This is a genomic window from Agrobacterium sp. 22094 (assembly GCF_052046015.1).
In the GTDB taxonomy this organism is placed as follows: Bacteria; Pseudomonadota; Alphaproteobacteria; order Rhizobiales; family Rhizobiaceae; genus Agrobacterium; species Agrobacterium cavarae.
Genome location: NZ_JBQEPX010000001.1, coordinates 2,398,258 through 2,423,062 on the forward strand (window position 1 = coordinate 2,398,258; position 24,805 = coordinate 2,423,062).

A 24,805-nucleotide genomic window follows, 5' to 3' on the forward strand; every position below is an offset into this window, starting at 1 on the left:
GTTGATCAAAAGGCACTGGAAAGTGCCTTTGTCGTTTTCGGGCCTCACATCACATCTTCCGGCGGACGGCCTGGGCGAGACCTGTAGGGCGGGAAAGTCCAGCCGAATATCAATGCGCCGCTGCGAATGCCGAAAGCGGTGAGAACCCCCGCCGTCGAAGAGACGATCAGTGGCGCGCCGAGGAAATGCACGCCGGTGAACACGCAGGCCCCGGCCAGCGCGCAACTGATATAGATTTCCGGGCGCAGAAGTACGGATGGTTCGCCGGCCAGAATGTCGCGAAGCACGCCGCCAAAGGTGGCGGTCATCGTTCCGGTGACAATGGCGACCGTGGGCGAACCCGTTGCCGCAAGCCCCTTCGCTGCCCCCATAACGCAATAGGCCGAAAGGCCGACGGCATCGAGCCAGATCAACAGGCGGTAGCGGGATTCGAAAAGGTGCGCGGTAAAATAGACGAGTGCCGCCACCCCGACGCAAACAAGAATATAGGTGGGGTTGACCACCCAGAAGACGGGCGCACGACCAAGCACCAGATCGCGCAGCGTGCCACCGCCGATACCGGTCGCTGCGGCGAAGAACATGAACCCGATGAAATCCAACTGCTTGCGCGAGGCGGCGAGCGCGCCTGTCGCTGCAAACACCGCGACACCCGCATAATCGAGGAAAGCCAGAAGTGACATGACGAGGCGCTCCTCATTTTCGCAGTGACGGTCAGTGTGACGCAAGCGCGGCGGGTTATAGACCTCGCCATCATCATGCTGCGCCATCCATAACGCAAATCCGGTAAAGGTGAAGTCGTTTTGCTTATGGACACCCCCGACGGCAGCGATCAGACCACGAAGGACACTGCCTTGAAACGTCTCTTCTCATCCATGCTCTGCCTTCTGGCGCTTTTGAGCCTGATGACGCCAGCACGCGCCCAACAGGAATTGGTGAGCGATCCGGAAGTTTATGAGAAGGCTTTTTTCCAAAAGCAGTGCAAGGTTGCCGAGTTCGGACCGGACTATATCTCGCGCATCGATATCAACAATGACGGTCTGATGGATGCGGTCACCAATCGTGGGGGACTGACCTGCGACGGTCACAAGAGCACCACCTGCAACGACGATGGCTGCCCTTATAATTTTTATGTGCAGGTGAAAGAGGGCGGCTATCTTCTGATCGCCACCGCAACCATCTACGGCTACGATTTCATCCAGCGCTTCGGCAACATGGTCTTCGTGCTGAAAATGCATCCGCGCTATTGCGAACGTACCGACAGCGCGCCTTGCGAAATGACGGTTCGCGTGCGTGGCACGGCCTTCGTCACGCTTTCCCGCAAATAGGACATCATGCCCCCTTTGGGGCGCGTTTGATTGCGACGCGCTGGTTATAACGGGTTCTGAGCGAGCGCGGCATCAGCATGCTCGCAAGCGCCACCGCAAAGACCGTGAGACTGACGACCAGCAGCGCACCACCGGGAAAAAAGCTGGCAAGGATCGCTCCGGAGATTGCACCCGACACCATGCCAATCCACGGAACAAGCTGGATGGACCAGTCGACCTTTCGCTCGCCTAAAATGAAGCGGCCAACGCCGCGACCGAAGCGCGAGAGAGCCCCCGTCACATAGGTCAGCCCGATCGGCAGACCCTCGATATGCTCGACCGCCGCATTGATCATGCCCATGGCAAAGACGATCAGGTAAAAGTCAAAAGGTCGAAGCGCGGATGTCTGCATCAGGGCGGCCAGCGCCAGCAGGATGGCGACCGAGCACAGCACGGTAAAGATGCGCCGTTGCGAACTGTGCGCGACGATGATGCCCGCGGCATTGCCGGCGACGAAGGTGATGATGGCGACAAAGAGCTTCAGCGCGTGATCATACTGCCCGGCCTCCAGTGAGATTGCCGCGCGGGTGGTGTTGCCCGTCATGAAGGACACGAAGTCTCCTGACATCATCAGCCCGATCGCATCCGTCATCCCTGCGACGAAGGAGATGGCCGCCACGAGCGCAAGCCCCATTCCGGTGCGCCTTGCCTTGATGATGTTACGGCGTCTTTGTCTGGTCATGGTGCCTCGGCGTGCAGAGACTTACAGCATCGGCCCGAAAATCGGGCTCGATTTTCGGATAAACACGAAGCATAGCTTCAAAGAGTTTGGGGTTGGCTAACAACGGAACAGAAAACCTACACAAAGGAGCTTTCCCGGATCGAGGGGGCGTCACACGACGCGGGAATGTTGAACGGGCGGCTGCATCAGCTCGATGGTGATACCATCCGGACCAGAGATGTACGCGACTATCGTTCCGCTTCGGGGGCCGGCTGGTATCGGCTGCGGCGAACCCTTCACTGCCCACCCCGCCATCTCAACCCGCGCGATCGCCGTGCGGATATCCGCAACCGTGATGGCGATGTGCGCGGCGCCGATCGCACCTGCGCTGCGAGGTGTCTGTCCCAGAGTACGGCCTGTCGAATATTCGAGGAGTTCGATAGGGTGGCCGTTTGGAGCCGTCACCAGCGCCATTCGGCAGTGCGGATCGTCAACCCCCGTGGCCTCCCGTAGGAACTCCCCACCCATCTCTCCTCGGCGAGCAAGCTCGAAACCCATCGCCTCAGTCCAAAACTGGATCGCCTCCTCCAACGAGGCGACCGAGAATCCCATATGGTCCACAGCGATCACGCCAGCATCTTCGGCCATTTTCAATCCTCTCATATCGACCAGCTACGTCTGTGCCCGAACTGACGAAGGCTTTGGCTTGTCATTACGATTACGGCTACAAGTCACATGCGGTCCAACAAACCCCGGTTTGATGCGACGCCGCAAGGCCAATCCTAGAAATCCCGAAACAACTGCCAAATTTTGTAAATACCCGTGCAAAAACCTATAGCCTACAAACTCCTGCCGTCTAAGTTTACATGAACTGGGGAGCGGTCATGTTGATAGGCTCCATGCGAGTTTCAACGGGCGAGCAAAATCTCAACCTCCAACAGGACGGGTTGGAGCGCGGCGGCTGCGGGACAATCTATGGTGACGTTTGCTCCGGCATTTATCGAGCCGCTTGTTAAGTCGCCTCTGATAAAAACCATTTTCTTATCCTCGCCTTCTTGCTAGGCCACGACGAGACAGAGCAACGCATCGTGATTTCCCGAGAATCAACGCTGATTTCTGGGCCGGTGCTGCAGGCATGAAAGGTTCTTTGCATGAAACAGGCAATCATCGTAATGGGCGTCAGCGGCTGCGGCAAATCCACGGTCGGCGCTGAGCTGGCGGAAAAGCTTGGCATGCCATTTCAGGAAGGCGACAGGCTGCACCCCAAGGCCAATGTCGAGAAGATGAGCGCTGGCACGCCGCTTACCGACGAAGATCGCTGGCCCTGGCTCGATCTCGTGGGTGCGGAGCTTCGCCAGGGCTATGAGGCCGGTGGCGTTGTGATTTCCTGCTCGGCCCTGAAGAAGTCCTATCGCGATCGGCTGCGGACCGCTTGCGGCGGACCCTTGGCCTTCATCTTTCTGGAAGGCAGCGTTGAGCTTTTGACGCAGCGCATGGGTGCACGCAAGGGCCATTTCATGCCGCTATCGCTGTTGAAGACACAGCTCGACACTCTGGAAGTGCCGACCGGCGAGCCGGGCGTCGTGACTGTCAATATCGATGCCACGCCGGACGAAATCGTCGAAAACGCGCTGAAAGGTTTGAAGGCCCTATAGACCGAGCTTATCGCGCAGGCCGTACCACCACGCCCCCAGGACGGTGAGCGGCACGCGGAACGTCTTGCCGCCAGGAAACTGGAAGTTCGGCAGCGACGACCAGACATCGAAGCGACCTGCGTGTCCGGACACAACTTCCGCCAGAATGCGCCCAAGCAATTGTGTCGTGGTGACACCGTGGCCGCTGTCACCGTGGGAGAAATAGATGTTCTCCGACAGGCGGCCCATATGCGGAATGCGCGTCAGCGTCAGCGCGAAATTGCCGCTCCAGGCAAAGTCGATCTTCACGTCCTTCAACTGCGGAAAGGTTTTCAGCATGTTGGGGCGGATAACGCTGGTCAGATCGGCCGGATCGCTGCCGCCATAACCGATACCGCCGCCATAAAGCAGACGGTTGTCGGAGGTGCGTCGATAATAGTCGAGAATGTAATTGGCATCTTCGACACAGTAGTTTGCCGGAAGCAGGCTTTCGATCAGGTCCGCATCGAGCGGTTCCGTCGCCATGACCTGGCTCGACACCGGCATCATGCGATCGCCGATTTCCGGCAAGAGCTTGCCAAGATAGGCATTGCCGCAGACCAGCACATATTTCGCCGTGACCTTGCCATGCGCGGTTCTGACCGTCGGGCTCGTGCCCTTCTCAACGCCGATGACCCTGGAATTTTCGAAGATTCGACCACCGAGTTTCTCGACAGCCGCCGCCTCCCCCAGCACGTAGTTCAACGGATGGATATGCCCGCCGAAACGGTCGATCATCCCGCCCGCATAACGATCGGACTTCACATATTTGCCGACTTCTGCCTTGGAAACCATTTCCAGTCCGGAATGGCCGTGCTTCTCCCAATGGGTCTTGTTGGCTTCCATTTCCTGGATCTGCTTTTGCGTGAAGGCGGCAAAGAAACCGCCATCCACCAGATCGCAGTCGATCCCGTATTTCGCCACACGCTCGCGAATGATCTCACCGCCTTCAAGCGACATCTCACCGAGCTTGACCGCCTTCTCCTGCCCATAGCGCCCGGCAATGGTTTCAAGATCGCGGCTATAGCCGTTGACGATCTGCCCGCCATTGCGCCCGGACGCGCCAAAGCCTATGCGCGTGCCTTCCAGAACGATGACGGAGAAACCTTTTTCCGCAAGTTCCAGTGCTGCGGACATGCCCGTGAAGCCTGCGCCGATCACGCAGATATCCGCATGCATCTCGCCTTCGAGCGTTGGGCGCACGCTCTTGTCATTGGCGGAGGCCGCATACCAGGAGGTTGTGTGACCGGGGTTGGGGAGCGCGGTTACGTGAGCCATGTTTCACACCGTCCTGATATAGGCGTCATATTCCACATCGGTGACGCGAAGCGAGAATTCGGAAATTTCCTGCTGCTTGCAGGCGGCATAGAGCGTTCTGTAGCGCTGGCCGAGCGTGGCATAGGCAAAGCTCGAACGGGCAAATCGCTGGACCGCATAATCCCAGTTCGTCGGCAAGGGCTCGTGATTGATGGCGTGGCTATCGCCTGCAATCGCCCCGCCTGGCTGGCGCTTCTCCCGCATGCCGGAGAGCGCGGCATTCAGGATCATGGCAAGCACGAGGTAAGGGTTGGTATCGGCACCGGCCACACGATGCTCGATGCGGGTTGCGGGCTTGCTGGCGGTGATCACCCGCACTGCGGCAGAGCGGTTGTCAAAACCCCAGGAGGCATAGGTCGGCGCATGTTCGCTAGGGCGCAGCCGCCGGTAGGAATTGGCATGCGGCGCAAACACTGCCATGCTTTCTCCCATATTCTCCAGAAGCCCGCCGACGCTGTGCATGAGCGCTTCCGAGGGGCCGTCCTCGCCCATGTAGATGTTTCGTCCATCCTTATCGAGGACGGAGAAATGCACATGCATGCCATTGCCAGCCTGGGTACCATAGGGCTTGGCCATGAAGGTGGCGTCCAGCCCATGCTTGCGCGCCACCCCTTTGACGATGCGCTTGAGGAAAACGGCGAAATCCGCCGCCCGCAGCGCATCCGGCACGTGGTTGAGGTTGATTTCATATTGCCCGGGCCCATTTTCCCGAAGCGTCGTATCGGCCAGCACATTCTGCGCGCGGCAGGCGGTGGCGATGTCGTGGAAGACGTCTTCGAAATCCTGAAGCTCGGAAATGGAGAGAACCTGCGTCTGACCCGTATGCCAGCGCCCTTCCCGGCTATTGGGCGGGCGCACAGGATCAAGCGCGGAACGGACCGGGTCGATCAGATAGAATTCAAGTTCGGTGGCAACGACAGGGGTCAAGCCACGCTTGGTAAACCCCGACAGAACCTGCGCCAAAACATGCCGCGAATCCGCAAAGAAACCGGCACCATCCGGCTTGGTCATGGCGAGCAGGACTTGCGCGGTGGGTCGCCCAAGCCAGGTGACGCGCGACAGGGTTCCTGGCACGGCAACACACAAACCGTCAGGATCGCCGGTTCCTTCCGCCAGTCCGGCGGCGTTCACGTCGCGGCCCCAGATATCCAAGGCATAGACGGAACGGGGAACGGCCATGCCCTTTTCCAGCACGTCGAGCGCCCGCTCGCGCGGGATCCACTTGCCCCGTGGAATGCCATTGGCGTCAATGACGAAGGCTTCGAGAATTTCGATGTCGGGGTTTTGTTGGAAAAAGGTCTTTGCGTATTCGATATCAGCCATCATTCACCAGGATGTCGTTGCTCTTTCGATCGGCTAAGGAAAGCCGACGCTAACGAAAGTCATCCTGCTGCTGGTAGATCATATATCGCGCCGTCATCGTGACTTTGTGCCCCGCTGCATACCCTTTTCCTCCCTGGCTTGCATGTTAAGCGGGCTTTTACAGGAAGGCCACCCCTAATCGGTGTGTCAGGGGTTGAACCGCTCCGCGGCGTAGGGTGCGATCGGGATGACGGGTGTTTCGCCAAGCATTGCTTCAGCCAAAATCCGCCCTGTGATCGGCCCCAGCGTCAGGCCATGATGGGCGTGACCGAAGGCAAACCACAGGCTTTTGTGGCGCGGCGCTTTGCCAATGACCGGCATCATATCCGGCGTGCAGGGACGTGCGCCCATCCACGGTTCGGCATCCAGCCTGCCACCCAGCGGAAAGATGGTGCGGGCCACACGCTCTGCGCGATACAGCTGGACAGGCGATTTCGGCGCATCGCGATCGGCAAATTCCGCACCGGTCGTCAGGCGGATGCCTTTCTTCATCGGTGCCAGGAAATAACCGCGCTCGGCATCGATCAGCCAGTTGTTGAGCTTCGTTCCCTCCTGGGGTGCATAGTGCATGTGGTAACCGCGCTTCACTCCCATCAGGAAGCGATAGCCAAGCCGTGTCGTCACGGTATCGGACCACGGACCGAGGGCAACCACGACGCTCTCCGCCTCAATCAGGCCATTCTCCGTCTGGATTTTCCAGCCCGTCGGCGTTTGAGAGAGAGCCGCCGCGTCACCCTTGACGAAGGTGCCGCCCAGACTTTCAAACAGGCGCAGATAGGCCATGGTGAGACCATGCGGGTCAAGAACCGACCAGGGGTCATCCCACTTAAGCCCACCGACGAAATCGAGCGACAGATGCGGCTCTGCTTGCGCCAGTTCCTGCCGGGTCAGCTTGGTATGAGAAATACCGTAATCACGCGCGAGGCGCTCGGCAAAGGCAAAATCGTCGTCCCGCTTGGCCTCCGTTCGGTAAGCCTCCATCCAGCCATTCTTGACGATAAGATCGCCGGCCTTCGCCTCGTCGATCAGGATCGAATGCTCGGTAATCGAATGTTCGATCAGCGGCGCGTAGGAACGGGAAATCGCAGCATGCCGTGCAGGTTGCGAATGATACCAGTAGCGCGCCAGGAACGGTGCGATCTTTGGCATTGCGGCCATGTGATAATGGGCGTCGATGCGGTTGTTGAGCGAGTAGCGCGCCAGCAGACCGAGATCCTGCGGGAAGCCATAGGGCACGACGCCCTCACGCTGAATGAGCCCGGCATTGCCGAAGGATGTTTCCTCACCAGGTCCGCGGCGATCGAGCAGCACGACGGATTTTCCGCGTCTTGCCAGTTGAACCGCCACCGAGACCCCAATGATCCCGGCACCCAATACGATCACATCCGCTGCCATTCTCTTCTTCCTCTGCCGTCATCAGACGTTTGAGAAAGATGGCGTTCCCCATCGTCGAACGCAACAGCAAAACCGCCTCGCCGCCATTTGCTTGGAGGTCTTTACTCGCTCACGGTTGCGGTCTTGACCGCTTCGATATTGAAGGCAGCGGCCATCAGCGCGCGAGTGTACTCTTCTTTCGGCGCCTCAAAGATAGACTTGGCGAGGCCGCTTTCGACGATCTTTCCGTGACGCATGACGATCACCTCGTTGGCGAGCGCCTTTACCACCTTGAGGTCGTGGCTGATGAAGAGATAGGCGAGATCATGTTTGGACTGGAGATCGCGCAAGAGATCGACGACCTGCGCCTGCACGCTCATGTCGAGCGCCGAGGTCGGCTCATCCAGCATGACAAAGCGCGGTTTCAGCACCATGGCGCGGGCAATGGCGATACGCTGCCGCTGGCCGCCGGAAAATTCATGCGGGTAGCGCCAGCGCGTGGCAGGATCGAGCCCCACTTCTTCCAGTGCGGTCGCGACACGCCGGTCGCGGTCCTCATAGGAGAGCGAAGTTTCATGCACCTTCAGACCTTCGGCAATGATATCTCCGACAGACATGCGGGGGCTGAGAGAACCGTAGGGATCCTGGAACACCACCTGAAGCCGGTTTCTCAGCGGCTTCATCATGGCATAGGAATAGGCGTCGATGGATTGACCGATAAAGCTGATCCGGCCCTTTGAGGAAATCAGCCGCGAGAGCGCAAGCCCGAGCGTCGTCTTGCCGGAGCCGGATTCGCCCACCACGCCGACCGTCTGGCCCTCACGAAGGGTGATATCGATGCCATCGACCGCCTTGACGTGGTCCACGACCTTGCGCATCAGGCCGGCCTTGATCGGGAACCAGACCTTGATGTCGGCACCCTGCATGACCACCGGCTTCTTGTCGTCGGCAGGTGGCGGCTCGCCCTTCGGTTCGGCGGCCAGAAGATGGCGGGTATAGGCGTGCTGGGGATTGGTGAAGACCTGCTCGACGGTGCCCGTCTCGACGATCTTGCCCTTGGTCATGACGCAGACACGATCGGCAAATTTACGCACGATCCCGAGATCGTGAGTGATGAACAGCATCGACATGTGATGCTGATTCTTCAGCCCCGCCAGCAGCTCGAGGATTTGCGCCTGCACCGTTACGTCAAGCGCCGTCGTCGGCTCGTCGGCAATCAGGAGCTTGGGCCGGTTTGCGAGCGCCATAGCGATCATCACACGCTGACGCTGCCCGCCGGAAAGCTCATGCGGAAACGCCTTCAGCCGCTTTTCCGGATCGCGAATGCCCACCTGGTTGAGTAGCTCCAGAATCCGGGCACGCGCAGGCGCACCGGTGACAGCCTGGTGCAGTTCCAGAATTTCACCGATCTGCCGCTCGATGCTGTGAAGCGGATTGAGCGAGGTCATCGGCTCCTGGAAGATCATGGTTATATCGTTGCCACGCACCGATCGCAGATCGCGCATCGGCAGCGTCAGCAAATCCTTGCCCTCGAACAGGATTTGGCCCGACGGATGGCTTGCGGCAGGATAGGGCAAAAGCTTCAGGATGGAGTTGGCCGTGACCGACTTGCCAGAACCGGATTCGCCCACCAGCGCAAGCACTTCGCCGGGCATGATCTCAAAGGAAACCCGGTCGACAGCGAGACTTTCTTTGCCGCCCTGATGGAAGGCGACGGAGAGGTCTCGGACGGAGAGGAGCGGTGCGGTCATTGTGCCTGCATTTGTTGGAGACATGGCCATCACCGGAACGTCTTGCGCGGATCGAAAGCATCGCGCACCGCTTCTCCGGTAAAGATCAGCAGTGAGAGCATAATCGACATGGTGAAGAAGGCTGTCAGCCCCAGCCACGGCGCCTGGAGATTGTTCTTGCCCTGGGCAATCAGTTCACCCAGCGATGGCGAGCCGGGTGGCATGCCGAAGCCGAGGAAATCGAGCGATGTCAGCGTCGTGATCGAGCCGGACAGGATGAAAGGCAGGAAGGTGAGCGTTGCGACCATGGCGTTCGGCAGCAGGTGCCGGAGCATGATGGTGGCGTTGCCGACACCAAGTGCGCGTGCGGCATTCACATATTCGAAATTGCGCGCCCTCAGGAATTCGGCACGGACCACCCCGACGAAGCCGACCCAAGAGAACAACAACATGATGCCGAGCAGCACGAAGAAGCCGGGCGGCAGGATGGCTGCGATGATCAGCAGGATATAGAGCACCGGCATGGACGACCAGATCTCGATGAAGCGCTGCATCAGGAGATCGGTCCAGCCGCCGAAATAACCTTGGACCGCACCGGCCGTCACACCAACGATGGCCGAGCAGATGGTGAGCGCCAGGCCAAAAAGAACCGAGATGCGGAAGCCATAAATGATACGCGCCGTGACGTCGCGCGCCTGGTTATCTGTACCGAGCCAATTGAGATTGCCGAGCGTGCAGCCGGGATCAGCGGCCCCTTGCGGATAGCCGGAGCAACGCTCCTCCTTGCTCATCAACCAGAAGGGTGGCGTGGGTGCGGAGTGGGGAATATTGGAATTTACAGTCTGATAGGAATAGCGGATCGGCGGCCAGATCATCCAGCCATTGGCATTGATCTCGTCCTGAATATAGGAGGACTTATAATCGGTCTGAGCCAGGAAGCCGCCGAACTTTTCTTCGGGGTAATCCACCAGGACAGGAACGAGAAGCTCGCCCTTGTAGGACGCCAGGATCGGCTTGTCATTGGCGATGAACTCGGCGCAGAGGCTGAGGCCGAAAAGCGCCAGGAATATCCAGAAGGACCAGTAGCCGCGGCGGTTCGCCTTGAAGTTCTGCCAACGGCGAATGCTCGTCGGTGAGAAAAAAGGACGCTTCTGCGGTGGCATCGTATCGGTCACAGGCGTGGAGACAGTCATCACACGTCCCTCCGCTCGAAGTCGATGCGCGGATCGATCCAGGTATAGATCAGGTCGGAAATCAGACCAACGACGAGACCCATGAGCGAGAATATGAAGAGGGTGCCGAACACGATCGGATAATCACGATTGACGACGGACAAATAGCCAAGCCTGCCGAGGCCATCCAGCGAGAAGATGTTTTCGATCAACAGCGAGCCGGTGAAAAAGGCGGAGATGAAGGCACCGGGAAAACCGGCAACGACGATCAGCATGGCGTTGCGGAAGACGTGGCCGTAGAGAACTTTCCGCTCGGAAAGACCCTTGGCGCGCGCGGTGACCACATATTGCTTCTTGATTTCATCGATGAAGGAGTTCTTGGTCAAGAGTGTCGTGGTCGCGAAGGCGGAAAGCACAAGCGCTGTCAGCGGTAGCGTCAGGTGCCAGAAATAGTCGATGATCTTCTGCCACCATGTCAGTTCGGCAAAATTGTCCGAGGTAAGACCACGCAGCGGGAACCAGTCGAAGAAGGAACCGCCAGCGAACAGCACGATCAGCAAAATGCCAAAGAGGAAGCTGGGCACGGCATAACCGATAATGACGACGCCGGACGTCCAGACGTCGAATTTCGAGCCATCTTCCACTGCCTTCTTGATGCCGAGCGGAATGGAAATTGCGTAGGAAATGATCAGAATCCAGAAGCCGAGCGAAATCGACACCGGCATTTTGTCGATGATGAGATCGATGACTGAAGAGTTTCTGAAGAAGCTGTCGCCGAAGTCGAAGCGAATGTAGTTCCACATCATCTCCAGAAAGCGTGTGAGCGGCGGCTTGTCGAAACCGAACTGCTTTTCGAGCTTGGCGATCAGCTCCGGATCGAGGCCCTGAGCGCCGCGATATTTCGATCCGCTTTCATCCACACCACCGCCGCCCATGAGGTCGCCACCGCCGGACAGGCGATCGGCAGCGCTGTCCCCTGAACCGGACAGTTGGGCGATGACCTGTTCGACCGGGCCGCCGGGTGCAAACTGAATGACAAGAAAGGAAATACCCATGATGCCGATAATCGTCGGGATCATGAGCGCCAGACGCCGGAGAATATAGGCTCCCATTAGAGGTCACGCTCCAGGCAAGCGCGCTCGGCTGTCATCCTTACTGTCAAACCGTTTCCTTTCCCGGCGAGCGGCAGCTTTTGCCCGCCTAATGATTCGTCTTTAGTCATGTGAATCAAGGCTTGGCCTATAAAGCAAGACCAAGCTCATTTTGCCGCACTGGCCGACCACCAGGCGTCGGGGAAGCCGATACCGTAATAGGGCAGTTCCGTCGGGCGAACGATGGTGTTCCAGTAGGCAACCGTCATCTCGCCACGGTAGAATTGCGGGATGACGTAATTTCCGGCCAGCAGAACCCGATCCAGCGCCTTAACGGCAGCAACCTGGCCCTCACGGGTGGGAGCGAAGATGATCTTGCGGACGATCTTGTCGATCGCAGGATTGCTGATCCCAGCAAAGTTCTTCGAGCCTTGGCGGTTTGCGGCTGCAGAGCCCCAATAATCGGCCTGTTCATTGCCGGGATTGGAGGTCTGAGCCCAGAGATTGACGATCATGTCATAATCGAAGGCACGTGTGCGATTGGTATATTGCGATGAATCGACGTTTCGAACCGTCGCGTTGATGCCGATTTTCTTGAGGTTTTGTATGTAGGCCAGAACGACGCGCTCCATGGCGGGCGAATCGACGAGAATTTCGAAATCGAACGGTTGGCCCGTTCTTGCATTGACCATTCGGTTGCCCCGCAACTCGTAGCCTGCCTCCTTCATAAGCTTGACAGCTTCACGCAGATTGTCGCGCTGCTTGGCCGGATCGCCGCCAACGGGATTGCGATACTCGGTGGTAAAGACCTCCGGCGGCACCTCATCTTTCACTTCGGTCAGAATTTCCAACTCTTTGCCCTGAGGTAAACCGGATGAGGCAAGGTCGCTGCCCATGAAGAAGCTATTGATCCGCTGATACTGGCCGAAAAACAGTGTCTTGTTCATATCCTCAAAGTCATAGGCCAGGTTCAGCGCTTTGCGGACTCTCGGATCCTTGAACTTGTCGCGGCGTGCATTCGGCACGAAAGCCTGCATAATACCGACGGAGCGGTAGATATTGGGAAGTTCCTCGCGCTTGATCCGTCCGTCCTTGACGGCTGGAAAGTCATAGCCGGTTGCCCAGCGACCGGCAGAGTTTTCCTGCCAGAAATCGGTGTTGCCTGCTTTAAAGGCCTGAAACTCCACATCGCGATCGGTGTAGAAGGTGTAGCTGATCGTCTTGAAGTTGTTCATTCCGACATTGACGTTGAGGTTTTTGCCCCAATAATCGTCGCGCAACTCGTAAGTAATCGTGGAGCCCGGAGCCACCGAGGCAATCTTATAGGGGCCGGATCCCATGACTGGCTCCAACGTTCCGCGCGAAATGTCGCGTGGCTTTCCATCCGGACCGTTGGCCTCCCACCAGTGTTTGGGAACAACAAGCAACTGTCCGACGATCTGCGGGAGTTCGCGGTTGTTTTTCTCGTCGAAGGTAAAGGTCACCTCCCGATCGCCGGTCTTTTCGGCTTTGGTGACGTGCGTGTAGTAGGTTGCGAGCTGCGGATTGAGCTCTTTCGCTTTGTCAAAGCTGAAAACCACATCTTCTGGAGTCACGGGTTTTCCGTCGGCGAATTTGGCTTCGGCGCGCAATCTAAACGTCGCGCTGGACATATCAGCTGGATAGGTCAAGGCTTCCGCAAGAAGGCCGTAGGACGCCGAAAGCTCCTCTTCGGATGACCTCATCAGCGTATCGAAGACCGCGCCTAGACCTGTTGCGGCTTCTCCCTTGGCAAGAAGAGGGTTGAGCGTGTCGTAAGTGCCGGCTGTCGAAAGACGCAAGGCACCGCCCTTCGGTGCGTTCGGATTGACATAATCAAAGCGCTCGAAGCCCTTCGGGTGCTTCAACTCCCCGACGGTCGCAATGCCCACACGCCATTGCCCCTCCTCCTGCGCTTTTGCCACTGTCGAGGATGCCAAAAGCGACACTGCCATGCCTAAGAGCAGGAGGGATTTTGCGCTTGCCAAAGCCATGGGCGGATGTTCCTTTTTGATGCTTGTTGCGGCGAAGCATAAGCCAAACAATGTCAAAAAATAGAGGCGCCGGCTCACAAGCGGTTTATCCGCAAACATGCTTTCACCAAATTCGCGATCCAGCGTAATATCGGACCATAGAATCAACCGGATCGCAGGCGGCGACGAATGAGATTAAAGACAATGGCAGCGCGCAGGCTTTCGCTTATCGCTTTTTCGGTCGTCTCGATGATTGGCGCAGATCTCGCGCCAGCCTTTGCGCAAGACCAGCCGGCAAAGCAGGTTTTCGGCCATATCGATCTTCCCTCCGCCGGCCCCTCCAAGTCTTATGGCTCCTATGCAAAAGGATGCCAGTCCGGTGCGGTTGCCCTGCCGACGGAAGGCGAAGGTTTTCAGGCCATGCGCCTTTCACGCAACCGGCGCTGGGGCCAGCCACAACTCGTTTCCTTCATCGAACGTTTCGCGCAGGATTCGCAGAAAATCGGCTGGCCAGGCCTCCTGATTGGCGATATCTCCCAGCCGCGCGGCGGTCCCATGCTAACCGGTCACGCCTCGCATCAGATCGGGCTAGATGTCGATATCTGGTGGCGCAAGATGCCCGACCACATCATGAGCGCGCAGGAGCGTGAGGATACGCCCTTCATCTCGATGCTCGACAAGAGCAAGTTTCTGACCGTTGACGACCGCAAATGGTCTCCACTCAATGCACGGCTGGTGATGATGGCGGCGAGCTATCCACAGGTGGAGCGCATCTTCGTCAACCCGGCCATCAAGCAGAAGCTTTGCCAAAGCTGGACCGGCGACCGCACTTTCATGGGCAAGATCCGTCCGATTTACGGCCATGACGAGCATTTCCACGTCCGTCTGTCCTGCCCGGCCGGTGCGACAGACTGCAAGCCGCAGGCGGCAGTGGGTCGGGGCGATGGCTGCGACAAGTCGCTTGCCTGGTGGTTTACCAAGGAACCATGGGCGGCGCCGAAGAAGGATCCGAACGCCAAACCGCCGAAGCCGCCAAGACCGATGATGGTGTCGGACTTGCCAAAGGCCTGCGCCGCCATTGCGGTTGCGCCTTCCGCAGGAAGGTTACAGACTGCGGTACAAAGTGCTTACACCACCCCTGCGGCTCCGGCGGCAACCGCCCCCGTTTCCCCCTCGCCTGGCGGACCGGTTCCGCCGGCAGATGTTCCGCGCCCCTCCACACGCCCTTCCATGAATTGATCCCAAGAGGCCCGCTTTTCAAACTTGGAAGAGTTGATATAGAAGGCTTCAAATCGATTTAAAAAACGCGTGGAACGATGATGGATAGCAAACGCTGCGTTGCGCTGATCGCGCATGATCAGAAGAAGGACGACATGGCGGAGTTTGCCCGCGAGCATCAGGATGCGCTGTCGACCTTCCGCATTGTCGCCACGGGAACGACGGGTGGTCGTGTGCAGGATGCCTGTCCCAAGCTCGACGTGATCCGTCTGAAAAGCGGGCCTCTCGGCGGCGATCAGCAGATCGGCGCGATGATTGCGACCGGCGATGTCGACATGCTGATCTTCTTTGTCGATCCGCTGACCTCCATGCCGCATGATGTGGACGTGAAAGCCTTGACACGGCTGGCAACCGTCTACGACATACCGATGGCGCTCAACCGCGCGACGGCGGAGCGACTGATCGACTTTCACATCAACAGATAGGCGCTCTTTGATTCGGCGAGTTCTATCTTCAAAAATCAGGCGGCTTCAGGAGCAGTGATGCCCAATCAGAACGATCATCTTTCCTTTCCGATCCTCATTGGAGATATCGGCGGCACCAATGCCCGTTTCTGCATCCTGCCGGACGCCACATCTGAAGCCGCGCACCTGACCACCGTCAAAACCGCCGACTATCCCTCGATTGATGATGCCATCAAGATCGCGGTTTTGAGCAACAGGGCGATCAAACCGGTCTCGGCGCTCCTTGCCGTCGCCGGACCGATCGAGTCCGACGAGATACCGCTGACCAATTGCCACTGGATCGTCAAACCGAAGGAGATGCTGAGCAATCTCGGCTTGAGCGATGTCGTGGTCGTCAATGACTTCGAAGCGCAGGCTCTGGCGATTGCCGCACTTGACGACGACAATCGCGAGCGTATCGGACCAAACCGCCCGGACATGATGGCGTCGCGCGTGGTGCTAGGTCCTGGCACAGGACTCGGCGTGGGTGGTCTGGTTCATGCGCGAAACATGTGGTTTCCAGTGCCTGGTGAAGGTGGGCACGTCGATCTTGGGCCACGGACGGAACGGGATCATCAGATTTTTCCGCATCTCGAAGCAATTGAGGGCCGCATTTCTGGCGAGCAGATTCTGTGCGGACGCGGCCTCGTCAATCTCTACCGTGCCATCTGTGCGGCGGATGGCATCGCGCCAAGCTTTTCCGATCCGGCGGATGTCACCGCACATGGTCTTGGCGGATCGAATGCGCAGGCTGAGGAAACACTCTCGCTGTTCAGCACCTATCTCGGGCGCGTCGCCGGAGACATGGCGCTCGTCTTCATGGCGCGTGGCGGGGTCTATCTAGCCGGCGGCATTTCGCAAAAGATCATTCCGGCGCTGAAGCGTCCAGAATTTCGCGCAGGCTTTGAGGACAAGGCGCCGCACAGCGCACTGATGCGCTCCATTCCAACCTACGTCGTGACCCACCCGCAGGCGGCACTTGCCGGTCTGTCCACCTTCGCCAGAACACCTGAGAATTTCGGCGTGACGCTCGAAGGGCGCCGCTGGCAGAGGTGAGCTTCCAAGTTGAGGCTGGTCAAAGCCTGCCCTAATGGATATAGACGCCGCTTGAAAAGGCGGCGCAGCCGCCGGAACATCAAAAGGTGGATGAGCGATTGAAAACCGCCAAGTCACGGGGTCCTGTGGACACCGATACAATTGCTGCAGTTCTTAAGCGTGTCTTTGCCGAGAATGCGCGCGACCATATCAAGGGCTATGTATTGGTCGTCTTCTGCCTGCTCATCGTAGCAGGATCAACGGCGTTCACCGCCTGGATCATGGATTCCATTATCAACGAAGCCTTCGTCAACCGACGCGCTGATCTCGCATTTATGATCTGCGGTGCGATATTTATGGCTTTCTTCCTTCGGGGACTTGCGAGCTACTTCCAATCTGTCGCGCTTTCGAAAATTGGCAACAACATCGTTGCTCGCTATCAGAAGCGGCTCTACTCGCATTTGATGACTCTCTCGGTCGGTTATCTGAGCGAATCCCGTTCCGCGCATCTCGCAGCTCAGGTGAGCCAGAATATCGGCGGCATCCGCGACGTCATGAACTTGACCGTCACCTCCGTGGCCCGAGATCTCTTGACCTTCATTGCCTTAATCGGCGTGATGATTGTCAAGGACCCGTTCCTCTCGATCATCATCGTCTTCATCGTGCCGCCGCTGGTTCTCGGCCTTCGATACATCTCCAAAAGACTTCGAGAAACGACCAGAGAAGCCATCATCCTTGGAAGTCGTGTTCTCGGTTCCATGCAGGAAACGCTGCAAGGCATTGCGATTGTCAAGGCTTTCACGATGGAAAAGCCGCTTGAGGAGCGGGTCTTCGCGACGATCGATGCTTCCGAACGGCGTTCCAATCGTATCGCGCGGCTGTCCGAGCGAACTGCACCTCTGACTGAAACCATCGCCGGAATTGCCGTCTCAAGCGTGCTCGCCTATGCCGCTTACCGCGCGATCTATGACAACGTTCCCCCGGGCGCCTTCTTTGCTTTCGTGACCGCCCTCCTGCTCGCTTACGATCCCGCGCGCCGTCTTGCGCGTCTTCAGGTCTCGCTGGAACGTGCCGTGGTGAATGCGCGAATGATCTATGAGATCCTCGATATGGAGCCGGTTCAGCGCGAAAAGCCGAATGCGGTGCCTCTCAAGATCGAAAACGCGACCGTGGAACTTCGCAATGTCGTTTTCTCTTACAAGGATTCCGGTCCTATCCTCAAAGGCGTGAGCTTTGTTGCCGAAGGTGGAAAGACGACCGCCCTCGTCGGACCCTCTGGCGCCGGGAAATCCACGATCATCAACCTCGTGCCACGGTTTTACGATCCGACGGGCGGCGAGATCTTGATCGATGGGCAAAACATTGCAGACGTGACGACGCATTCGGTGCGTCTCAATCTCGCCTATGTCTCGCAGCAGCCCTATCTCTTCGAGGGCACGATCCGCGACAACATCCGCTACGGCCGTCCCGAAGCGACAGACGCAGAAATCGAGGAAGCGGCGAAGCTTGCTTTCGCCCATGACTTCATTCTGGCGCAGCCGCTGGGTTACGACACCCAGGTGGGTGAAAACGGCATGACCCTTTCAGGCGGACAGCGTCAGCGTCTTTCCATCGCACGCGCTCTGGTCCGCAATGCACCCATCCTGCTCCTTGATGAAGCGACGTCTGCGCTCGATACTGAGTCGGAGTCCGTTGTGCAAAAGGCGCTCGATACCGCCATGTCCGGACGCACGGTCATCGTCATTGCCCACCGTCTCTCGACCGTCGTCAAGGCAGACAAGATTGTGGTGATGAATGAGGGCCAGGTTGTCGAAGAAGGAACGCATGATACGCTTGCGCGACGGGAGGACGGTCTTTACGCTCGCCTCAACAATCTTCAGGCGACGGGCGTTCGCGGACTTTGAAAGCATAGGGTGGCGACATGAGCGGCAACGGCATAAAACTGGTGGTGGTTGGCGCTGCAGGCCGCATGGGACAGACCCTCATCCGTCTCATTCATGAAACGCCCGGCGTCCAACTCCATGCCGCAATCGAGCGGGAGGGGTCACCCTTCGTCGGGCGGGATGCAGGCGAGCTTGCGGGCCTCGGCCCCATCGGAATTCCCGTCACCAGCGATGCGCTTGCGGCTTTCGTCAACGCTGAAGGCGTGGTCGATTTTACCTCACCGGCAGCAAGTGTGATCTTCTCCGGTCTTGCCGCACAAGCGCGTATCGTCCACGTCATCGGCACCACCGGCTGCTCGGTCGAGGACGAGGAAAAGTTCAAGGCGGCTGCGCGTCATGCACGCGTCGTAAAGTCCGGCAATATGAGCCTTGGCGTCAATCTGCTTTCCGTTTTGACGCGCCAGGCGGCAAAAGCGCTCGGGCCGCAGCAGTGGGACATTGAGGTGCTGGAAATGCACCATAAGCACAAGGTGGACGCGCCATCCGGCACAGCCCTTCTGCTTGGCAAAGCGGCAGCACAGGGACGCAACATCGATCTTGCTGAAAACTCCGTCAGGGTGCGCGACGGGCATACCGGTGCACGCCAGGCGGGCACTATCGGCTTTGCAACGCTGCGCGGCGGCTCGGTGGTGGGCGATCACTCCGTGATCTTTGCTGGTGAGGGAGAACAACTGACCTTCTCGCACCATGCGGCGGATCGGAGCATTTTCGGGCGTGGCGCCATCGCCGCCGCACTTTGGGCTTTCGACAAGAAGCCCGGCTTCTATTCCATGCTGGACGTTCTCGGTCTGGCCGACAATTCATAATCAACCTGGAGAGTATTTATGAGCGGAACCCTCGTCCTCGTTCGTCACGGTCAAAGCGACTGGAACCTCAAGAACCTCTTCACCGGATGGCGCGACCCCGATCTGACGGAACTCGGCGTGCAGGAAGCCAATGCCGGCGGCAAGGCGCTTGCCGATTACGGTATCAAATTTGATGTGGCTTACACGTCTTCGCTGATCCGCGCGCAAAAAACCTGCCAGATCGTGCTCGACAATGTCGGCCAGTCGGGTCTGGAGACCATACGTGATGAGGCGCTTAACGAGCGTGACTATGGCGATCTTTCCGGCCTCAACAAGGATGACGCCCGCGAGAAGTGGGGTGAGGAGCAAGTGCATATCTGGCGCCGCTCCTACGACATCCCGCCGCCCGGCGGCGAGAGCCTGCGGGACACTGGTGCACGCGTCTGGCCTTACTATCTGACGGAAATCCTGCCGCGCGTTCTGCGTGGAGAGAAGGTTCTGGTTGCCGCCCATGGCAATTCGCTGCGTTCGCTGGTGATGGTGCTCGACAAGCTGAGCAAGGAAGAAATCCTAAAGCTCAATCTCGCGACCGGCGTGCCCATGGTCTACAAGCTGAATGCCGACTCCACCGTCGCGTCCAAGGACGTGCTGGGCGATATGTCTGCTGCGCATTGACACGTATAAGGGCGGCCTTCCCATCTTTTGATCGAGGGCCGTCCGCCGCACGCTGCTGAAGCATGGCAAGCCATCAGGTTGCGATACGGTTTTCGCCAGCTTTTCTCGCGTATCACTGCCAATGCCCAAATGTCGGCCGGGCATCCTTTCACTCTGTTCCTTTCCAGATTGCGTCATGAAACTCAGCATAGAACAGGCGGAAGACTTCGTTTCTTCCATCTTCGAGAAGAACAGCGTTCTGGCGTCAAGCGCGCGCTCCGTTGCTCGTGCACTGGTTGCCGCGGAGGCTTGTGGCCAGGGCGGCCACGGATTTCGGCGAATACCGGTCTATGTGGCTCAGCTTCATTCCGACAAAGTGAATGGCAAAGCCGTGCCCACAGCCACAAAGGTGCGCCCTGCGGTCGTCTCGATCGACGCAGGACACGGGTATGCATATCCGGCTATTGATCTTGCGATCCTGGAGCTAGAGCCGCTTGCACGTGAACAGGGCATCGCGCTTGCCGCGATCGGCCGGTCACATCATGCGGGTGTCATGGCTTTGACGGTCGAGCGTTTGGCAGAACAGGGTCTCGTTGCCTTCATGGTCGCCAATGCCCCTGCGTCCATGGCGCCATGGGGCGGCATCAGGCCGCTTTATGGGACGAACCCGATCGCCTTTGCCGCGCCGATGAAAGACGCCGACCCTCTGGTGATAGACCTCGCGCTTTCCAAGGTCGCGCGGGGCAAGATCATGGCCGCCCGCCAAAAAGGCGCCACTATTCCAGATGATTGGGCTCTCGACGCTCAGGGCCGCCCGACCACCGATCCAAATGAAGCGATCAACGGCACCATGTTGCCGGCCGGTGAGGCTAAGGGCGCGGCATTGGCGCTCATGGTCGAGATCATGGCGGCGGGCCTCACAGGAGGCAATTTCGGCTTCCAGGCCTCTTCTCTTTTGGACGATATGGGAACGGCGCCCTCTCTTGGGCACACGATCATTGCGATCGATCCGACCATTGCCGGCAATGATGCTCTGGCGGACAGGGTTTCGCAGATGGCCGCGGAAATCGAGTCTCAGGGCAATGCAAGGCTTCCAGGCCGCCGCAGCCAGGGCATTCGCAAGCAGTCTCTGGACTATGGGATTACAATCGAAGACGATATTTTGCGTCAGATCGAAGCGCTTTAAGAAGTGGCAAAAGGTGCGCGGCCTGTCAGGTCGAGGTTTCCTTGAACAGCACATTCTGGTCGAGAAGATAACGGGAGAACAGCGGCAGGCTGGCGCCACCAATAGCGCGTGCCTGACTTCCGACCGCACCCTCCCTGATATCGGGTACGCCGACACCTTGAAGATCGTGCAGCATCAAGGCGTCGCGCGTTGCTTCGACGATGCGCGAGCGCACCCAGCCTGGGAAGCCGCCATCGATGATCACGGTGGAGAAATCAATGATCGACGCAGCGGCAATGACGGCCTGGGCAAGTGCGGCACCGGTATTGCGGATCCATACTTCCAGAGGTTCGCCGAAATCGATCCATTCATCGGGAGAAAACCACAGCGGCTTGGGGTCTATGCCTCTTTCACGTAGCATGTCTTCAAGCACGAAGATCGAGGCGATCTTCAGCAACTGCACCGTCTTGCCATCGCGACCCTGAACCGGCAGCGGACCGATCGCGCCTGCCGCGCCGGTCCGTCCTGAGAACAGGGCCGAATTCAGGACGACGCCGCCACCGATGAATGAGCCGATAAAGACGTAGAGAAAGTCCGGATAGGCCTGGCCGTTGCCAAACACCAATTCCGCGCCGCATGCACTCGTCGCATCGTTTTGGAGAAAGACGGGATGGTCGACAGCATCGGCAATCTCCTGGCGAAGATCGACCTGTTTCCAACTGTCCATTTTGCCTTCAGGCGCACCGACCTCTTTCGCCCAACTCCAGAGTTCAAACGGCGCGGCGATCCCAATACCTGCGATCTTCTCGCGTTCTGACGGATTGAGCCTGCCCTCCAACTCGGCAATGCCTTCGGTGACGAAGGGCAAAATCCATTCCGGCATTGGGTATGGATAGGTATTGCGCAATTGCATCCTGATTCGACCGACGAAATCCATCAGCACCAGATCGACGCTCCGGCGGCCGATTTTCACGCCAAAAGAGTAGACCGAATCTGGATTGAGCCGCATCGGCGTGGAAGGTTGCCCGACGCGCCCACGAAGGAGCTCGCCCCTGATCAGCAAGCCGTCCTTCTCCAGCGAACGCATGATGACGGAGACCGTCTGGGCTGACAATCCGCTGCGCCGCGCGATCTCGGCCTTCGACAAGGCATTGTGACGACGCACCAGAGAAAGCACCAGCCGTTCGTTATAGGCGCGAACGCGGACCTGATTGGCACCGCCGCTCAAATCGGTCACCGTCGCAGGTGGCGTCTGCGACATCTCCAAAGAACGCGACATCTTGTCTTCCTCCCAGCCGTCGCAGGCAAGTGCGCAACCGCTTTACTCATCATATGCTATGCGAAAAGTGTCTGGTCTCCTCCCGGCCACTCCCGCCATCATGTGAGGGAGCATGACAGATCGAATTAATAATTCAATTGGATTTATTTATTGACAGGCTGTTAATTTGATGGTTCCATCGCTTCCAGTGGCGCCTGATCTAGGAGGAGAAGGGCCGCAGACCAGTCATCCAAATGGCTGCTTGTTTCCACTGGGAGGATCATATGAAGACAACTGTTTCCGCCTTTTTGGGCGCGCTCGCGCTTGGCGTTTCTTTCGCTTCGGTTGCATCGGCCGCCGATACTTCGGCATGCCTTATCACCAAGACCGACACCAACCCCTTCTTCGTCAAGATGAAAGAAGGCGCGACCGCCAAGGCAAAGGAACTGGGCGTGACGCTCAAGTCTTACGCCGGTAAGGTCGATGGTGACTCCGAAAGCCAGGTTGCAGCCATCGAGTCCTGCATTGCCGATGGCGCCAAGGGCATTCTGATTACCGCTTCCGATACCAAGGGCATCGTTCCGACGATCAAGAAGGCGCGGGATGCAGGCCTTCTCGTCATCGCTCTCGACACCCCGCTTGACCCAATCAACTCTGCCGATGCGACATTCGCAACCGACAACCTCCTGGCCGGCAAGCTGATCGGTGAGTGGGCCAAGGGCACGATGGGCGACGGCGCCAAGGATGCAAAGGTCGGCTTCCTCGACCTGACGCCTGACCAGCCGAGCGTCGACGTTCTGCGCGACCAGGGCTTCATGATCGGCTTCGGTATCGATCCGAAAGACCCGAACAAGATCGGTGACGAAACCGATCCGCGCATCGTTGGCCACGACGTGACGAACGGCAATGAAGAAGGTGGCCGTAAGGCCATGGAGAACCTTCTGCAGAAAGATCCAGGCATCAACGTCATTCATACCATCAACGAACCGGCCGCTGTCGGCGCGTATCAGGCTCTCAAGGCTGTCGGCATGGAGAAGAACGTTCTGATCGTTTCCGTGGACGGCGGTTGCCCAGGCGTGAAGTCGGTTGAGGAAGGCGTTATCGGCGCGACCTCGCAGCAGTACCCGCTGATGATGGCAGCACTCGGCGTCGAGGCCATCAAGAAGTTCGCCGACACGGGTGAAAAGCCGAAGCCGACGGAAGGCAAGTCCTTCTTCGACACAGGCGTTTCTCTGGTCACCGACAAGCCGGTCAAGGGTGTTCCTTCGATCAGCGTCAAGGAAGGCCTGGCGAAGTGCTGGGGCTGATGCCCTCAATCACCATCTGAAGATCATGGCCGGGATCAGTCCCGGCCAACTTCACTCAAAACCATTCGCTTTCGTAATACCCGGCTGACATTTCGGCGCCGCGCATAGATGTTTGGCGAGCGGGAGGAGGAAACATGAGCGGAATTCAAGAATTCGAACGCGTGCTGGACGGGAGCGACAAGAAAGTCGCCTCCTTCGATCAGCAGAGCGTTTCCGCGCTCAAACGCGCGCAGCATTTTCTACACTCGACACCGGCAGCCGTGCCACTCATCGTCCTGATCCTGTCGGTTGCGATCTTCGGCATGACGATCGGCGGACGGTTCTTTTCATCCTACACATTGACCCTGATCCTGCAGCAGATCGCCGTTGTCGGTATTCTTGGCTCGGCACAGACATTGATCATCCTGACGGCCGGTATCGATCTTTCGATCGGCGTGGTGATGGTCATCTCATCCGTCGTTATGGGCAATGTGGCGGTCACCTACGGGCTGCCGACCCCTGTCGCCATTCTCGCAGGCTTCGTTGTCGGCGGACTTTGCGGCTTCTTCAACGGTTTCCTGGTGGCGGTGGTCAAGCTTCCCCCCTTCATCGTGACGCTCGGGTCGTGGAACATCGTCATGGCGACGAATTTCATCTACTCTGCGAATGAAACGATCCGCGATGCCGACGTGCAGCAGACCGCACCGCTTCTTCAGCTCTTCGCCACCAACTTCCGTATCGGTTCTGCCATTTTTACACTCGGCGTTATCGCGATGGTCGCGCTTGTCGCCGTGCTCTGGTACGTCCTGAACCAGACCGCCTGGGGACGCCACGTCTATGCCGTGGGCGATGATCCGGAAGCGGCAAAGCTCTCCGGTATCCAGACCCGCAAGGTTCTGCTGAGCGTCTACACCATTGCTGGCGTCATCGCAGCCTTCGCGGCCTGGGTCGCCATCGGCCGTAACGGTTCGATCTCTCCATCTGCCGCTGTGACCGACTACAACCTTCAGGCCATTACGGCGACCGTTATTGGCGGCATCTCGCTCTTCGGCGGACGTGGCTCCATTCTCGGAACGCTCTTCGGCGCCATGCTGGTCGGCGTGGTCTCCATGGGCCTCAACATGCTTGGTGCAGACCCGCAGTGGAAGGTTATGTTGACCGGCTGGCTGATCATCGCCGCCGTCGCAGTGGATCAATGGATCAGAAAGGCAGCCGTCTGATGG

Annotated in this window: 22 protein-coding genes; 11 read left to right on the plus strand and 11 right to left on the minus strand. The window is 58.4% G+C overall.

The genetic code is table 11. The features are described 5' to 3' along the window. Window positions 1-44: 44 nt before the first annotated feature. A complete protein-coding gene (locus tag ACTJK5_RS11730) occupies window positions 45-680 on the minus strand; it encodes a trimeric intracellular cation channel family protein (protein WP_112358718.1) in 636 nt (211 codons plus the stop codon). A gap of 192 nt (window positions 681-872) precedes the next feature. On the opposite strand from ACTJK5_RS11730, the gene ACTJK5_RS11735 reads away from it, so the two are divergent. Next, window positions 873-1,325 carry a hypothetical protein gene (locus ACTJK5_RS11735; RefSeq protein WP_404944072.1) on the plus strand — a complete coding sequence of 151 codons (453 nt, stop codon included), beginning with the start codon at window positions 873-875 and terminating at the stop codon, window positions 1,323-1,325. Window positions 1,326-1,329: 4 nt separating this feature from the next. Here the strand turns inward: ACTJK5_RS11735 and ACTJK5_RS11740 are convergent, their stop codons facing one another. Further along, complete coding sequence (locus ACTJK5_RS11740) at window positions 1,330-2,046, minus strand: YoaK family protein (protein ID WP_440612483.1); 717 nt, start codon at window positions 2,044-2,046, stop codon at window positions 1,330-1,332. 150 nt (window positions 2,047-2,196) lie between these two features. Further along, window positions 2,197-2,688: a VOC family protein gene (locus ACTJK5_RS11745; protein WP_440612484.1), complete on the minus strand. Its 492-nt coding sequence runs from the start codon at window positions 2,686-2,688 to the stop codon at window positions 2,197-2,199. 488 nt (window positions 2,689-3,176) lie between these two features. Here ACTJK5_RS11745 and ACTJK5_RS11750 point away from each other — a divergent pair, with 488 nt between their 5' ends. Beyond that, window positions 3,177-3,680: a gluconokinase gene (locus ACTJK5_RS11750; RefSeq protein ID WP_335322970.1), complete on the plus strand. Its 504-nt coding sequence runs from the start codon at window positions 3,177-3,179 to the stop codon at window positions 3,678-3,680. Here the strand turns inward: ACTJK5_RS11750 and ACTJK5_RS11755 are convergent. The 7 genes from ACTJK5_RS11755 to ACTJK5_RS11785 all read right to left on the minus strand — a co-directional run bounded on the left by ACTJK5_RS11755 (window position 3,675) and on the right by ACTJK5_RS11785 (window position 13,756). Continuing rightward, entirely contained in the window at window positions 3,675-4,976 is a 1,302-nt protein-coding gene (locus tag ACTJK5_RS11755) for an NAD(P)/FAD-dependent oxidoreductase (RefSeq protein WP_335322971.1), read from the minus strand. The two genes, ACTJK5_RS11750 and ACTJK5_RS11755, sit on opposite strands and share 6 nt — an antisense overlap. A 3-nt stretch (window positions 4,977-4,979) precedes the next feature. Beyond that, on the minus strand, window positions 4,980-6,341 hold the full coding sequence (locus ACTJK5_RS11760; RefSeq protein ID WP_335322972.1) for a glutamine synthetase family protein: 1,362 nt from the start codon (window positions 6,339-6,341) through the stop codon (window positions 4,980-4,982). Between the two features lie 183 nt (window positions 6,342-6,524). Continuing rightward, window positions 6,525-7,772, minus strand: coding sequence for an NAD(P)/FAD-dependent oxidoreductase (locus ACTJK5_RS11765; RefSeq protein WP_335322973.1), 1,248 nt, complete (start codon window positions 7,770-7,772; stop codon window positions 6,525-6,527). 101 nt (window positions 7,773-7,873) lie between these two features. Next, the gene (locus ACTJK5_RS11770; protein WP_440612485.1) at window positions 7,874-9,526 is read right to left on the minus strand and encodes an ABC transporter ATP-binding protein; all 1,653 of its coding nucleotides are present in this window, start codon (window positions 9,524-9,526) and stop codon (window positions 7,874-7,876) included. A gap of 5 nt (window positions 9,527-9,531) precedes the next feature. Next, a complete protein-coding gene (locus ACTJK5_RS11775; RefSeq protein WP_333629816.1) occupies window positions 9,532-10,644 on the minus strand; it encodes an ABC transporter permease in 1,113 nt (370 codons plus the stop codon). 29 nt (window positions 10,645-10,673) lie between these two features. Then, a complete protein-coding gene (locus ACTJK5_RS11780) occupies window positions 10,674-11,765 on the minus strand; it encodes a microcin C ABC transporter permease YejB (RefSeq protein WP_440612486.1) in 1,092 nt (363 codons plus the stop codon). A gap of 146 nt (window positions 11,766-11,911) precedes the next feature. Continuing rightward, a complete protein-coding gene (locus tag ACTJK5_RS11785) occupies window positions 11,912-13,756 on the minus strand; it encodes an extracellular solute-binding protein (protein WP_062427317.1) in 1,845 nt (614 codons plus the stop codon). A 168-nt stretch (window positions 13,757-13,924) separates the two neighbouring features. On the opposite strand from ACTJK5_RS11785, the gene mepA reads away from it, so the two are divergent. From mepA to ACTJK5_RS11820, 7 genes are all read left to right on the plus strand, one after another. After that, window positions 13,925-14,974, plus strand: coding sequence for a penicillin-insensitive murein endopeptidase (gene mepA, locus ACTJK5_RS11790; RefSeq protein ID WP_418884841.1), 1,050 nt, complete (start codon window positions 13,925-13,927; stop codon window positions 14,972-14,974). An 80-nt stretch (window positions 14,975-15,054) separates the two neighbouring features. Continuing rightward, on the plus strand, window positions 15,055-15,438 hold the full coding sequence (locus ACTJK5_RS11795; protein WP_062443089.1) for a methylglyoxal synthase: 384 nt from the start codon (window positions 15,055-15,057) through the stop codon (window positions 15,436-15,438). 57 nt (window positions 15,439-15,495) lie between these two features. Then, window positions 15,496-16,512: a glucokinase gene (locus tag ACTJK5_RS11800; protein ID WP_335322976.1), complete on the plus strand. Its 1,017-nt coding sequence runs from the start codon at window positions 15,496-15,498 to the stop codon at window positions 16,510-16,512. A gap of 98 nt (window positions 16,513-16,610) precedes the next feature. Continuing rightward, window positions 16,611-18,395, plus strand: a complete 1,785-nt coding sequence (locus ACTJK5_RS11805) for an ABC transporter ATP-binding protein (RefSeq protein ID WP_062427318.1) — start codon at window positions 16,611-16,613, stop codon at window positions 18,393-18,395. 17 nt (window positions 18,396-18,412) lie between these two features. After that, window positions 18,413-19,240 (plus strand): 4-hydroxy-tetrahydrodipicolinate reductase, encoded by an 828-nt coding sequence (gene dapB / locus ACTJK5_RS11810; protein ID WP_113259806.1) that lies wholly within the window; start codon window positions 18,413-18,415, stop codon window positions 19,238-19,240. 18 nt (window positions 19,241-19,258) lie between these two features. Further along, window positions 19,259-19,894 carry a 2,3-bisphosphoglycerate-dependent phosphoglycerate mutase gene (locus ACTJK5_RS11815; protein ID WP_062427161.1) on the plus strand — a complete coding sequence of 212 codons (636 nt, stop codon included), beginning with the start codon at window positions 19,259-19,261 and terminating at the stop codon, window positions 19,892-19,894. A gap of 175 nt (window positions 19,895-20,069) precedes the next feature. Beyond that, window positions 20,070-21,059 (plus strand): Ldh family oxidoreductase, encoded by a 990-nt coding sequence (locus tag ACTJK5_RS11820; protein WP_440612487.1) that lies wholly within the window; start codon window positions 20,070-20,072, stop codon window positions 21,057-21,059. A 25-nt stretch (window positions 21,060-21,084) separates the two neighbouring features. Here the strand turns inward: ACTJK5_RS11820 and ACTJK5_RS11825 are convergent, their stop codons facing one another. Continuing rightward, window positions 21,085-22,317, minus strand: coding sequence for an ROK family transcriptional regulator (locus tag ACTJK5_RS11825; RefSeq protein WP_113226791.1), 1,233 nt, complete (start codon window positions 22,315-22,317; stop codon window positions 21,085-21,087). A gap of 263 nt (window positions 22,318-22,580) precedes the next feature. Between ACTJK5_RS11825 and ACTJK5_RS11830 the strand changes: the two genes are divergently transcribed. Together ACTJK5_RS11830 and ACTJK5_RS11835 are read left to right on the plus strand one after the other, a co-directional pair. After that, window positions 22,581-23,603, plus strand: a complete 1,023-nt coding sequence (locus ACTJK5_RS11830; protein WP_062427164.1) for a sugar ABC transporter substrate-binding protein — start codon at window positions 22,581-22,583, stop codon at window positions 23,601-23,603. Between the two features lie 134 nt (window positions 23,604-23,737). Next, a complete protein-coding gene (locus ACTJK5_RS11835) occupies window positions 23,738-24,802 on the plus strand; it encodes an ABC transporter permease (protein WP_113272911.1) in 1,065 nt (354 codons plus the stop codon). Window positions 24,803-24,805 lie beyond the last annotated feature (3 nt).

What these genes read in the sequence shown, in the direction of transcription:
- ACTJK5_RS11730 (WP_112358718.1), bottom strand. Translation starts at nt 680, where the DNA reads ATGTCACTTCTGGCTTTCCTCGATTATGCGGGTGTCGCGGTGTTTGCA.
- ACTJK5_RS11735 (WP_404944072.1), top strand. Translation starts at nt 873, where the DNA reads ATGCTCTGCCTTCTGGCGCTTTTGAGCCTGATGACGCCAGCACGCGCC.
- ACTJK5_RS11740 (WP_440612483.1), bottom strand. Translation starts at nt 2,046, where the DNA reads ATGACCAGACAAAGACGCCGTAACATCATCAAGGCAAGGCGCACCGGA.
- ACTJK5_RS11745 (WP_440612484.1), bottom strand. Translation starts at nt 2,688, where the DNA reads ATGAGAGGATTGAAAATGGCCGAAGATGCTGGCGTGATCGCTGTGGAC.
- ACTJK5_RS11750 (WP_335322970.1), top strand. Translation starts at nt 3,177, where the DNA reads ATGAAACAGGCAATCATCGTAATGGGCGTCAGCGGCTGCGGCAAATCC.
- ACTJK5_RS11755 (WP_335322971.1), bottom strand. Translation starts at nt 4,976, where the DNA reads ATGGCTCACGTAACCGCGCTCCCCAACCCCGGTCACACAACCTCCTGG.
- ACTJK5_RS11760 (WP_335322972.1), bottom strand. Translation starts at nt 6,341, where the DNA reads ATGATGGCTGATATCGAATACGCAAAGACCTTTTTCCAACAAAACCCC.
- ACTJK5_RS11765 (WP_335322973.1), bottom strand. Translation starts at nt 7,772, where the DNA reads ATGGCAGCGGATGTGATCGTATTGGGTGCCGGGATCATTGGGGTCTCG.
- ACTJK5_RS11770 (WP_440612485.1), bottom strand. Translation starts at nt 9,526, where the DNA reads ATGTCTCCAACAAATGCAGGCACAATGACCGCACCGCTCCTCTCCGTC.
- ACTJK5_RS11775 (WP_333629816.1), bottom strand. Translation starts at nt 10,644, where the DNA reads ATGCCACCGCAGAAGCGTCCTTTTTTCTCACCGACGAGCATTCGCCGT.
- ACTJK5_RS11780 (WP_440612486.1), bottom strand. Translation starts at nt 11,765, where the DNA reads ATGGGAGCCTATATTCTCCGGCGTCTGGCGCTCATGATCCCGACGATT.
- ACTJK5_RS11785 (WP_062427317.1), bottom strand. Translation starts at nt 13,756, where the DNA reads ATGGCTTTGGCAAGCGCAAAATCCCTCCTGCTCTTAGGCATGGCAGTG.
- mepA (WP_418884841.1), top strand. Translation starts at nt 13,925, where the DNA reads ATGAGATTAAAGACAATGGCAGCGCGCAGGCTTTCGCTTATCGCTTTT.
- ACTJK5_RS11795 (WP_062443089.1), top strand. Translation starts at nt 15,055, where the DNA reads ATGGATAGCAAACGCTGCGTTGCGCTGATCGCGCATGATCAGAAGAAG.
- ACTJK5_RS11800 (WP_335322976.1), top strand. Translation starts at nt 15,496, where the DNA reads ATGCCCAATCAGAACGATCATCTTTCCTTTCCGATCCTCATTGGAGAT.
- dapB (WP_113259806.1), top strand. Translation starts at nt 18,413, where the DNA reads ATGAGCGGCAACGGCATAAAACTGGTGGTGGTTGGCGCTGCAGGCCGC.
- ACTJK5_RS11815 (WP_062427161.1), top strand. Translation starts at nt 19,259, where the DNA reads ATGAGCGGAACCCTCGTCCTCGTTCGTCACGGTCAAAGCGACTGGAAC.
- ACTJK5_RS11820 (WP_440612487.1), top strand. Translation starts at nt 20,070, where the DNA reads ATGAAACTCAGCATAGAACAGGCGGAAGACTTCGTTTCTTCCATCTTC.
- ACTJK5_RS11825 (WP_113226791.1), bottom strand. Translation starts at nt 22,317, where the DNA reads ATGTCGCGTTCTTTGGAGATGTCGCAGACGCCACCTGCGACGGTGACC.
- ACTJK5_RS11830 (WP_062427164.1), top strand. Translation starts at nt 22,581, where the DNA reads ATGAAGACAACTGTTTCCGCCTTTTTGGGCGCGCTCGCGCTTGGCGTT.
- ACTJK5_RS11835 (WP_113272911.1), top strand. Translation starts at nt 23,738, where the DNA reads ATGAGCGGAATTCAAGAATTCGAACGCGTGCTGGACGGGAGCGACAAG.